This window comes from Acaryochloris sp. 'Moss Beach' (genome assembly GCF_021497025.1).
Classification (GTDB): Bacteria; Cyanobacteriota; Cyanobacteriia; order Thermosynechococcales; family Thermosynechococcaceae; genus Acaryochloris; species Acaryochloris marina_A.
On record NZ_CP071717.1, the window covers coordinates 5406756 to 5419265 of the forward strand.

Genomic DNA, 12510 nt, shown 5'->3' on the forward strand with positions numbered 1-12510 from the left:
CCTCTTCTATTGTTGAATGGATTTAGTTGGACGTTATGGGTATTGGGTTCGGCTTGGTTAGGGCAAAAATCATTTGCTTGAGCTAAGCGTACTAAGTCAGACAAGTAAGTCATCAGATTTTTTAATCCTGTTATGAACGAATCTGTTTCAAAAGTATTCAAAATAATTCATAGGAATCGTTGGACTACAGCAGGGACCTTTCTATCTGTTTTTACTGGGATAGTAGTGTATCTGCTGATTACTCCTCGTCTTTATTCAGCAAAGGTTCGGTTAATTCTGGATCAAAGGCCAGCCACTAGTATTTCCCCTCTAGGCCGTGATATTGCTCAGACGCCAGGGGATAACAACAAAGGGTTAGCAACACAAGAAGAGCTTGTTCGCTCAAAAAGTGTTCTCACAAAAGCTATTGTGCTGTTTAATCAAAGCAATGAAGATAGTGCAGTTGAGAAAGTTACTTTAGGCGAAGCTAAGCAAGAAGTTTCCACTGAGGTTATTCCTGGCACTCAGATCATTGAGATTTCATTTCGGCATACTGATCCACAAGTCACTTCTTCATTATTGAATCTGATCGCCTCGAGTGTTATTCAAGAGAATGCAGAGACTATTCGATCTGAAGCAAGGGCTACACGACAATTTTTAGAGAATCAAATTCCTCGCAGGCAACAGGAACTCGTTAAAATTGAATCTTCTATCAGTCAGTTTAAGCAACAATACAACATTGTTTCACTAGAGGAAACAGATAATAAGCGCTTGACGCAGAGTATTGCTGAAGCAGAAAAAGTTGCTGAGGAGATATCGGCTGAATTAAAGCAAGTACAAGCCCGGGGATTGGCACTCAGCAAAATCATAGACCAAAGTTCTGACAAAGAATCCTACTTATCGGCAAAGGCAGGACAGAACCCTGAGCTAATTAGTTTGAGAGATCAACTGTCTAACCTGGAGTCGCAGTTAAAGATCAAGCGAGAGAGTTTAACGGATGATCATCCCGATATACAAAAGCTAATAACTGAAAAGGAAGCTGCACAAGCACTGTACCAACAAAAGTTATCAACCATACTGCCTGGGAGTAGCTTGAATTCGAATGGTACGGTTCAGGTTGCGAATGAGAAAGTTGCCCAAGAATTGTCAGAAAAATTAGTCCTTAGTGTTGTAGAAAGAAATGAGCTTAGGGACAAACTGGCCAATACAAGATCCTATATTTCTACGTTAGATGCTAGGCGAAAGCAGTATCCAGTCTTGGAAAAGACTTTAGCCTCATTGCAAAGAAAAAAAGAAGGGTCAACAGAATCAGTTAATCTCCTGCGTCAGAAGCTTGATGAGGCACGTATTGCAGAAGCGCAACTAGTTAGTAATCTGAGAATTATTGAGGAAGCGAATAAGCCAACGTTACCTTCATATCCTAATATTCCTAGTTTTCTCGTGCTAGGAATTATGGCTGCTGTTGCACTGTCAGCGGGGGTCACTTTAAGTGCTGAAGGTATGGATGGACGGCTAAGAGACTTAGAGAATGTAGAGGAGCTAGCAAAAGTACCTTTGTTAGGTGTAATACCCCTGCAAAAGAGTAGTCGTTTGTTCCCAACATTACCCTTTGCTGAACTCTATAATAACTTGCCATTATTGGAATCAGTAAGAGGTTTGTCTAAGAATATTGAGTATAAAAATTCAACTGAAAGCAAGGTTTTAGTTATAACGAGTGCGATTTCAGGTGAGGGTAAATCATTTGTGGCAGCAAACCTAGCTGTTCTATCGGCAATGCTATCGAAAAAAACCTTATTAATTGATGCTGATATGCGGCGCCCTACCATCCATAAGCTTTTTCAAGTCTCTCAGGATCCTGGATTGCAAGATTATCTAAGAGGCGCAGTAAATGAAGGTTTGCCCTCAGCGATCCATAGCACATCAATTAAGAATTTATCAGTGATGACTTCTGGGAAATTTTCATATGATAATGTCTTCTCTTTTGAAACCCAAAGAGCTAAGGAACTATTGGCTGAGGTGGAACAACATTACGATGTGATTGTTATTGATACTCCGCCAGTCATGGCTTGTTCTGATGCTTTAGTATTGAGTCAAGGAGATCGTCAAACAATTATGGTTGCTAGGCTTGACGTCACTCCTAAGCAAGTTCTGAATCGATCTATAGACATCTTAAATTCTAATAATGTCAATGTTGTAGGACTGGCAATAAATGGTGTATCTTCCTCAACTGACAAATATTATCGGTACTTAAAAGAAGATTATGCATTGGCAGCATGACCTCTAATGTATGAATCTTTTTCTGAAGTTGATATGAATATATGACTATATTCGAACTAAATAAAAAAAATATTAGCTTTTTTGTACTTTCGTTGTTGGTTGCTTTGGGAACAGCAGCGTGGGGAGAAGTGACTTTACAGCTATTAATTTTATTGATAGTTGCTGCAGCTATTTTGGCTTTTTTTTCTGAAAGAAATTGAAATCAGCATACTTTTTTTTGCTTGTACTTAGAAGCTCACTTGATTTCTTTACTCAACTTAAGATACCTGCTGCTTATGGAGTTGGGATCGAGTTATTAGCAATATGTTATATGGTTTTTTTGTTTTATAAGAAATAAATCAATACAAACAGACTCTTTTGGGTGGTTATTGTTGGGCTGGACACTTTTCCAAGGGTTATGGCTATTTTTAATGCCATTAGATGCATTGGGATTTGATGCAACCTACTTAGCTGAAAGTGTTAGAGAGTGGCTAAGAATATTGATATGGCCAACCGCATACTTTCTCGTAATGCAGTTAAAAGGGAAGGTCTCACCTCAAAAGATTCTCTCTGTCTTGTTGCTGGCCTTACCTTTACCAATTTTATTGGCATTATTTCAGTTAAAAAAATGGAATAGTAAGAATTAATTCAACTTTTGCCCATGCGAATGCGTTCGCTTCATTTCTCTTGTTGTTTATGGGGATAGTATGGTGGAAATATAAAAAATTCTACTAGATTTAAGTGGCTATGGATTACTCTATTAGGGATAATCTCATTTTTTATTGATTAGCACTAAAGCATTGTTTGTTTTAATGATGTTGCTAGTGTCTTTATTAGTGATCATTATTCCTAAATTGAGTTTAAAGAGTTTGATTTTTTGGGGTTTTAAGTTTTTCTCTTGTAATCAGTTTATTTGCTAGTACAGACTATGGAAAGTCAAGACTGGAATCTATTGCAAGTACACCTTTGCTAAACCCAGAGATTAGTATTAATAGAGGGATTCTTCTTTCCGAATCTGACCACAATAGTTTTAACTGGCGCTTATCTCATTGGCATACAGTTTTAAAGGCATGGGAAAAACGCCCATTCCTTGGCTATGGCCTAGGACTAAGCAAGCAATCTATCGACAGTAAGTATTTGCCACATAATGACTATATAAGAGCATTGATTGAGGGTGGGATATTAGGGATTTTTTCTTATTTAGTATTGTGGAGTTTATATCTTGCGCAATCAATTAAAGTAGTCCGATCTTCTACTTTAGACTCACACAAAGATTTGAGCCTAGTTGTTGCTGCTCTAGTTGTTGCAGTTTTAGTAGGAATGGTAACAGAAAATATATGGAGTCATACGGTGTTTTTCTTCTATTTTTCTGTCTTGTTTGCAATATCAAGCTGGGATTGGAGTTCGCCGGATATATTAATGCCCCAATAATTAGATTGCTAATTACTAGTTCTCTCTTAAAAAGATGCTTATGTATGAAATTAAAAAGAGTTTAAATATTGAGCATGTCACTTTGGATTTATATCTTATCTATGTGTTGAAATTTTTTATATCAAAAGATTTTTTTATCTTACCTGTCCTGAACAACAAATTCTTATGATTATTGGCTGCCAACGTTCAGGCACAAGCTTAATTAGTCGGATTTTTGCAAGAGATTTTCATGTCAGTGTATATAGAGAATCTAGCCGTCTTTCATCTAATGATTCAATTCATTCTGGTCATTTGAAGCTAAGACTGAATTCATTCCGGTCTTTGGAAGCAGAGTTGTTGAAAGATAAATCTCCTACCATTGTTTTAAAGCTGTTAGTAGAAACACAAAATATTTTGTGTTTATTAAATCACTTTCCTCAATCAAAAGCTTTATGGATGTATAGGGATTATAGAGATGTCGTAAACTCATTTTTTGAATAAATTTAATCTTAATGTAGGCATAAGAAATATCAAAGCTATTGTTGATGGGAATACGGGGTTTTGGTACTCGGAATCGATCCCTTCTTCTGTTCGCTCTACTTTGATTCAATTCTATAAGGATGATATTCAACCTACTGATGCGATTGCTCTATTTTGGTATGTCAGAAATGCATTCTTTTTTTGAGTTAGAGCTTAATCAGAATTCAAGAGTAATGATGTGTAAGTACGAGCATATGGTTTGTTATTCAAATCAATTCTTAAACCATATCTATTCCTTTTTAGGGAAAAAGTTTAGAGATGAAAATACTTGGGAGATTAATGCATGTTCTGTGGGCAAAGGTAAGTCTATAGATTTATCAGAAGATATCCAGGAATTATGTGATGGCTTACTTAATAGGCTTGATCAGTCATTCACTTTGCAAATGACTAACGGTCAACCTTTCTCTATATTGTCCTAGTTTTTTAACATCCAATTTGATGTTTGGTATTCAGTTGGGATAGAACATAATGAACCAACTTTTGACATATATTTTTCAAGACTGGGAGGTTAATAAGCAGACTAGTTTAAAATCACGGCTTGTGCTTTCTTCCTTTAGAGCTTCTCAATTATTATCAAAGCTGCCCTATCCGTTTAGATTGGCAACTTATCTATATCAGATTTTTTGCTGAAATTCTATTTGCAATAGAACTACCTTTTGATACCAAAATTGGCAGTAATTTACAGCTTCAGCATGGATTTAGTCTTGTCGTTAATCACGCTACAACTATTGGTAGTAATTGCATAATTCGGCACTCTACTACGATTGGAAATAAGATTTTATGTGATGGTTCTACCTCTTCTTCTCCGGTCATTGGTGACAATGTTGAAATTGGTTGTAATGTTGTTATTCTTGGACCCATAGAGATTGGTAATAATGCTGTAATTGGAGCAGGAGCCATTGTGGTATCAAATGTTCCAGAACATGCTGTAGTAGCTGGTAATCCGGCCAAAATTATTCGATTAAATAGCATTCACTCTGACTTGTCATACGTTAACAGATAGTTGAATTAACTAAATCGTTTATTCCTTCTTTTAGTAGTAATAAAATAATCGTAATTTAGTACTAGATATATCAGATGACTAAAGTTTCCGTTATTATTACGACTTTTAATTCTATGCGTTTCTTTCCGGAAACGTTAGCTAGTGTTTTACGACAAACCTTTTCTGAGATCGAAGTCATCGTTGTTGATGATGGTAGTTCTGATGGTATTTCTGACTGGATTACTTCTGTTGAAGATTCAAGGATAATCTTCCACTCCCAATCCAATCAAGGAGTATCCTCTGCTCGGAACACAGGCATCAGCCTTGCCCGAGGAGAATATATCGCTTTTCTGGATGGGGATGATGTTTGGGTTCCGACAAAGGTGGAACGGCAAGTTAAGGTATTAGACCTTCATGAGGAGGTGGGGTTGGTCCATACATGGCTGGCTTTAATGGATGAAGGAAGTCGGCTCACGGGCAGAGTTATGAAGCCCCATAGTGAGGGAGAGATATGGCAAGAAATTGTTGAATCTAATATGATTGCCTGTTCTTCTGTGATGGTAAGACGTGCCTGTTTAGACATCGCAGGTACTTTCGATTCAACGTTGATAGTTGCTGAAGACTGGGATTTATGGATTAGGGTAGCAGCATCTTATCGAATTTCTGTGGTTAGAGCCCTTTTAGTTCAATACAGAATTCATCCTTCGAGTAAATCGAAACGATATCCAGAAATGGTTGAAGATTTTCGAAAAATTATTGAGCGGGCATTTCAATCTGTGCCCTATGAGTATTTACCGATTAGAAGTCGGAGTTATGGTCGAGTAAATTTGTGTATTGCGTGGAAATGTATTCAAGCTAAAGAACCAGATTTTGAGAAAGCTAAATTTTTCTGCCAACAAGCATTAAGTCATTATCCAAGTTTGCGATTGTCTAGGGAGTTTCTCTCATTCTCTATCGCCAGCAGCATGATGCAAATTATGGGAATGGATAGCTATGTTTGGTGCCTTAGTTTGTTTAATACTATGCGGAAAATATTCTCTCGAACCAGTGCGCTATCTAATCCCTTAGGTACTTCTAGTTAATTGATATGTTTTCTAATATACGTATTGCTATTCGGAATCTCTTAAAAGCAACTGCACTATGGCAGGATAATCGGTTGATCCTGAAGGAATTTAAATATTTTCCTGGGATTACTGTGGCTGCGATCGCATTCTCGTTATTCGCTGCCTGCATGTCGGGCTCTACCGTTGCCCTGATTGGCGTTTTTCTGCAAGGGCTGACGAATCCTCAAGAATCCCCCATACAAACGGGGCTATATTTTATTGACCATTGGGTACTCGGTATTACCGCTCCCCCAACTGAGCGAATTATCAGATTATCGACCTTTATATTATTTGCGATTTGGTTACAGTCACTGTGTACCTATCTGGGGCAACTCTATTCAAGATTGGCAGCTATCAACCTGACTGAACGTCTTCGTAGGAGTATTTTTGAGCAGCTACAGAGGGTCAGTTTGAGTTTTTATTCCACAGCCCAACCTGGAGAATTAATTAGTAGTATCCGGGGAGAAACAAACCAGCTTCAACAAGCATTTAATGTAATTTCAGTCTTTTTTGCCCAAGGAACAACATTGCTTGTATACGTGGGTTTGATGTTTTTCTTATCTTGGCAGCTTTCGATTGCAGCATTTTTGGTCTTTGGATTACTGTCTGTCTGTGTCTCCAATATTACGGCCAGGGTGAGGGAAGCCAGTTTTGATGTGCCGATGGCGAATGGTCAGTTTTCGTCCACTGCTCTGGAATTTATTAACGGCATTCGAACGGTCCATGCCTCTTCGACCCATGAGTACGAGCGCCAACGCTTCTACAAGGCAACGAGAAAGGTTGTGAAGGCGACGTCTAAAGTGGCAAAACTATCCACTATTGTGGGGCCTTTGACCCAAGGAATGTCGGGGACACTTTTAATTGTGATGGTTGCTGTTGCGTTTAGCACTTTAGTTGAAAGTGGACAGATGCGTGCCACGACTTTACTCACTTTTCTGTTGACTTTGTCCCGCACCATGCCTGTGGTAACCCATATCAATGGTGCCTGGACAAAGCTCAATAGCTTTCAAGGGGCATTTAAGAATATCAAGGATCTTTTGCAAGAGTCGGATAAACCGTATCTTCACAACGGTGAGCTTCAATTTTCAGAGCTCAAATGCTCTATTGATTTTGTTGCGGTTAATTTTGGATATGAAGCTAATGAGCCTGTTCTTTATGATATTACTCTTTCCATTGCCAATGGTCAGACGACTGCGTTAGTGGGATCTTCTGGTGCTGGTAAAACAACTCTGGCAGATCTGATTCCCCGGTTATATGACCCTACCTTCGGCAAGATTCTTGTGGATGGTGTTGATTTACGGCAATTTGATATCCATACTTTCCGCCAGAAGTTAGCCATTGTCAGCCAGAATACTTTTATTTTTAATGCCTCTGTTCTCTATAACATTGCCTATGGTTTAGAGAGGATAGATGAATCAGCTATTTGGGAGGCTGCCCGACAGGCGAATGCTCTTGAGTTTATTCAAGAGCTACCTGATGGACTGCAGACTTGCTTGGGAGATAAAGGCGTTCGGTTGTCAGGAGGTCAACGTCAGCGCATTGCGATCGCAAGAGCGTTACTACGAAATCCAGAAATTCTCATTCTAGATGAAGCGACTAGTGCCTTAGATTCAGTGACCGAAAGACTGATTCAAGAATCCCTTGAAAACTTATCTCAAGGCAGAACGGTCATTGTTATTGCCCATAGACTTTCTACCATTGTCAATGCCGATCAAGTGGTTGTCCTTGAGAAAGGGCGAGTGGTAGAGCAAGGGAAATATCAAGAATTACTCAACCAAAAAGGAGAACTATGGAAATATCACCAGATGCAGTTTGCACCAGGATGACCATTGCTATTTACTGTAGTTTCTTATAAAGGATAAGTGTTAACTATTTCTTTGATATAGGTTGGTATTTATACAAGTTCAACAATGAAAATGACTGATTAAAAGGAAAGCAGTAAGGTCGATTTATGATTCAAAGTAAATATTATTTAGAAATGTCTTGTATGTAAGCTAGCTGCCCTTATAGATAAACTATTTCATTATTTTCTCACCTCATCCTATCCCTAGACTTATCTCGATTTGCACACACATGATATCTGCAAGGATTATTCAAAATGACAATGCCAAACTTTGTAATTATTGGAGCTGGGAAAGCTGGAACCACCTCACTATATGAATATTTGAGAGAACATCCACAGATTTATATGAGTCCCAAAAAAAGAGCCCCGTTTCTTTGCAGTTGAAGACGAAGAGATCAACTTTCAGGGGCCTGATGATTCTAGATTTAGATTTATCAATAGAATTGATGATTACCAGAAGTTATTTAGTCAGGTATCAAATGAAATTGCGATTGGAGAGGCATCTCCCATCTACCTGACGACACCCAAGGCACCTAGGAGAATCCATCATCATATTCCGAATGCAAAAAATAATTGTTATATTGCGAGATCCAATAGAACGAGCCTATTCCAACTTTCTAGATTCATTAAGTCGCGGCATTGAAACGACTGATGATTTTGCTGAAGCCATGACATTGGAGGATCAGCGAATAAAAAATCGATGGTCTCCTCATTGGCATTACAAGCGAAAAGGATTTTATTTCTCTTTCTTAAAGCCCTATTTCGAACTGTTTGATAGAGAAAATATAAAAGTCTATTTTTTTTGATGATCTCAAAAAGAACCCTCAAGCAATAGTAAAAGATATTTATCATTTCCTAGGGGTTGAGCATTGCTTTGAGCCTGATTTCTCAATCAAGTATAATCCTTCTGGGATTCCTAGGAACATAAGATTAAATACCTACTTTCTAAATAGAATATGGTCAAAGAACTCTAAAGTAAACCGCATAAAGAATCTCGGGGTAATAAGCGCTTTTCTCCAGCAAATGGAGTCAAGTATTTTTTCAACTAAACTTAAAAGAAAAAACCAAAAATATCGAAGGATACAAGAAGAAAATTTATTGACGTTTATAAAGAGGACATTCTTAACCTCCAAGAGTTAGTTAATAGAGATCTTTCACAATGGCTGCAGGCATGAATGATGCCTAGCCGCCTATTTGACCCTGATTTTCTTGAGAATATTGTTTTAGCTTGGTGAACTCAGCATGATTAGCATTGTAAAAGATAGAGCAGTTGATACTTTTAAGGTTCAAAAAAATAAAATCAAGCTTGGACTCATCGCCAATGAATTCTATGATTTGTCACTAGGAAGAATGGGCGGGTTCGGGGTAGCTATTCGCCAAGTCGCTGATTTATTTAATCAAAAGTCTGAGCTAGGGGTTGAGCCAGTCTTTATCACTGGTGGTTTATCTGAGACAGGTGGGCAGACAGAAGTAATAGCCCATGGTACTCGGCTGCTGATATTGCCTAAAGATAAGCACCAACGTCGTCAACTTCTTAAGAATGAGAAGTTCGATATTGTCTTGACGATGGACTATCGATCTAACTACCGTCCCATTATTGATTCACTCCCCCGTGTTCCCGTCATTATTTGGGTGCACGATCCAAGAACTCCCTATGATATGAAGCGGATAGAAAGTACCCGAATTCCTGGCCAAGGAGACAATGTCCCTCAAGGTTTGAAGCCTGTGAATTGCACCTCCTTAGCAGAAATTGTAGAGAAATCAAATTCTCCTTTTTCTAAGCGACCCATTGTATTTGCCCAGCCCGCAGCCTATTACGAAGAGAAAGTAGTGGGCACCTATGGTGTTGAGCCTTCAGAAATAACCCTGTTGCCCAATATTATCGAGCATATTATTGACGAGCCACAAACGATCGTCAAAAGTGAAAAGCCTAGCGTTGTTTTTCTAGCCCGCCTTGATCCCTATAAACGCCCCTGGTTGTTTGCTGAACTAGCAACCTATTTCCCTGAGGTTGACTTTATATTTATGGGCAAAAATCACTTTCAAGGGCTTGGGGCTTGGGAGCCAGATTCTCTGCCCAGCAATGTGAAAATGATGGGCCATATTGATGGTGAAGAAAAAATCCGCCTTCTTTCCTCTGCCTGGGTTTTAGTCAATACGTCCATTCATGAAGGACTTGCCATTAGCTTTCTAGAAGCCCTGATGTGTGAAACCCCCATTCTGAGCTGTGTAGATTCCGAGAATGTCGTTTCTCGCTACGGGGTGTATGTCGGGCGATGGGATGGTTCTGGACGAGAGGCTCTACCCAAATTTATTGATGGTTTACAGCGGCTTCTAGACGATCAAGATCTGCGCAACCGTTTAGCGACAGATGGAAAAAGCTGGGTAAAGTCCTCTCATAACCAAGAGCGATTTATTGACTCCTTCAAATATCTATGCGAACAGGCAGAACTAACCGTCAACGTTTAGAACATTGGATGGGTTGGCCCCTTATAACCTGTTGTTTTTGCTAAATCACTAGTCTTTTCTATGGTATTGCCGAACTTTCTTGTTATTGGCGCTCCTAAATCGGGAACGACCTCTCTCTATCGCTACTTGGATGAACATCCACAAGTGTATATGAGCTCCCACAAAGAGCCTAGATTCTTTGCCTTCGAAGGATGCACAGGCTTTAATGGCCATGGCGTTTCTAGGTATAACATCGTCACCACCCTTGATGAGTATCAGCAGCTTTTTGCTCAAGTCGCTGATCAGCAGGCCATTGGAGAAGCTTCCACTTGGTATTTAAGTTCTCCGACTGCCCCCGAACGGATTAAGCACTATATTCCTGATGTGAAACTGATCGCCATCCTCAGAGAACCGGCAGAGAGAGCTTACTCTCACTACTGGCACCTGTATCGAAAAGATCTTGAGCCTATAGACACGTTTGAACAAGCTATTCTTGCAGAAGAAAATCGAAAGAAATCAAATTGGCTACCTGATTGGTATTACCTACAAGAAGGATTTTATTACGAGCACCTTACCCGGTATTTCCAACTGTTTAATAAAGAACAGATCCGAGTCTATCTGTATGAAGACTTATGCTCAGATCCTCGTAAGGTTCTTAGGGATATTTTTCAGTTTCTAGATATTGATAGTGCATTTGAGCCTAACGTTGTCCAAAGATATAACGTTACCAAGCTCATGCGTTCAAAAAGGCTGGGGGATTTTCTCAAACGTCCCAGTCCTATCAAGGGATTTATCAGGCGAACATTACCTGAAACCAGTCGATCTAAAGCTAGACAGATGTTTGAAGCAATGAATACCTATGATAGACCCAAAATGTTGCCAGAAATTAAGGCCAATCTTCTTGCTGATTATAGTGAGAGTATTTATCAACTCCAGGACCTCTTAAATAGAGATTTATCCCATTGGTTAGCAGTTTAAGGATTTTTGGTATGTCTTCATGTTCTATCAACCCATTTTGAGGTCCGTATAGTGTTTGAACCGATATTTATCGTCGGATGTGAGCGCTCTGGGACAACATTGCTGCGAATCATCTTAAACCAGAGTTCTGAACTTCATATTCCAGGAGAGTCCTGGTTTCTCAAGGAATTGAGTATTCATCAAGATATTTATGGTGATTTTAGTCAACCCTATCAACGGTGGTTTTTTATTCGAGACCTACAGCTCAATCATGCAACTAAAGATACCTATTCCTTCGATATTTTTGAACTGACTTTATCTGAGGCTGAAGAGACTTTGAAGCAGGTAGCCCCAACGGATTTTTTTGGTGCTGCAGCATCTTTATTTCAAGCTTCTGCCCATAAGCATGGCAAGCCATATTGGGCTGATAAAACCCCCCGCCACGTCACTCAGCTAGATTGGTTAGCCCAAGTCTATCCCAAGGCAAAATTTGTTCATGTATTGAGAGATGGTAGAGATGTCGCCTTAAGCCTGATGAAGGCTGGCTGGGAGAAGAATATGAAAAGTGCCGCCTTACGATGGCAACAACGCGTGAGTACTGGCACTACTGTCGGCAGTCAATTAGGGAATGAGCGATATTACGAACTAAAGTACGAGGATTTAGTGACTCAACCTGAATTGTCTTTGCAAAATCTTTGTGCCTGGCTAGGGATTAAATATTCATCGGATATGCTGCAACATCATACAAAGATAAAGGAGCATATCAATAGAGATTGGCATTTACATGCCATGGTGGCTGAACCGATTAATGGTTCTCGAGCTTTTGCCTGGAAGAAGAAGTTAACTCGGATACAAGTGGCAGAAATTGAGTATGTTGCTGGTGCTCTTTTAGACAAGCTGAATTATGAGTTGACGAGCCCTAAATTATTCAGGGTCTTTTCTAGAGTTGCATCATGAAAATATTTCTCGAAACCCCTATATATCTTGACTGT

At 39.2% G+C, this 12510-nt stretch carries 9 protein-coding genes and 1 pseudogene; all 10 read left to right on the plus strand.

Annotated features, from left to right (window positions below; genetic code table 11):
- Window positions 1–132: 132 nt before the first annotated feature.
- Window positions 133–2256, plus strand: a complete 2124-nt coding sequence (locus HRE53_RS25380) for a tyrosine-protein kinase family protein (protein ID WP_235108437.1) — start codon at window positions 133–135, stop codon at window positions 2254–2256.
- 41 nt (window positions 2257–2297) lie between these two features.
- A complete protein-coding gene (locus HRE53_RS25385; protein WP_235108438.1) occupies window positions 2298–2456 on the plus strand; it encodes a hypothetical protein in 159 nt (52 codons plus the stop codon).
- A 679-nt stretch (window positions 2457–3135) separates the two neighbouring features.
- Window positions 3136–3666, plus strand: a pseudogene (locus HRE53_RS25390) (O-antigen ligase family protein); the annotation flags it as partial.
- A gap of 638 nt (window positions 3667–4304) precedes the next feature.
- Entirely contained in the window at window positions 4305–4604 is a 300-nt protein-coding gene (locus HRE53_RS25395; RefSeq protein ID WP_235108439.1) for a hypothetical protein, read from the plus strand.
- Window positions 4605–4723: 119 nt separating this feature from the next.
- Complete coding sequence (locus HRE53_RS25400; RefSeq protein ID WP_235108440.1) at window positions 4724–5188, plus strand: serine O-acetyltransferase; 465 nt, start codon at window positions 4724–4726, stop codon at window positions 5186–5188.
- A 74-nt stretch (window positions 5189–5262) separates the two neighbouring features.
- Window positions 5263–6249, plus strand: coding sequence for a glycosyltransferase (locus HRE53_RS25405; RefSeq protein WP_255801007.1), 987 nt, complete (start codon window positions 5263–5265; stop codon window positions 6247–6249).
- Between the two features lie 5 nt (window positions 6250–6254).
- Complete coding sequence (gene hepA / locus HRE53_RS25410) at window positions 6255–8096, plus strand: heterocyst formation ABC transporter subunit HepA (RefSeq protein ID WP_235108442.1); 1842 nt, start codon at window positions 6255–6257, stop codon at window positions 8094–8096.
- 1352 nt (window positions 8097–9448) lie between these two features.
- A complete protein-coding gene (locus HRE53_RS25415; RefSeq protein ID WP_235108443.1) occupies window positions 9449–10582 on the plus strand; it encodes a glycosyltransferase family 4 protein in 1134 nt (377 codons plus the stop codon).
- A gap of 66 nt (window positions 10583–10648) precedes the next feature.
- Window positions 10649–11539, plus strand: coding sequence for a sulfotransferase (locus HRE53_RS25420; protein WP_235108444.1), 891 nt, complete (start codon window positions 10649–10651; stop codon window positions 11537–11539).
- A gap of 51 nt (window positions 11540–11590) precedes the next feature.
- Window positions 11591–12475 (plus strand): sulfotransferase, encoded by an 885-nt coding sequence (locus HRE53_RS25425; protein WP_235108445.1) that lies wholly within the window; start codon window positions 11591–11593, stop codon window positions 12473–12475.
- The last annotated feature ends 35 nt before the right edge of the window (window positions 12476–12510 follow it).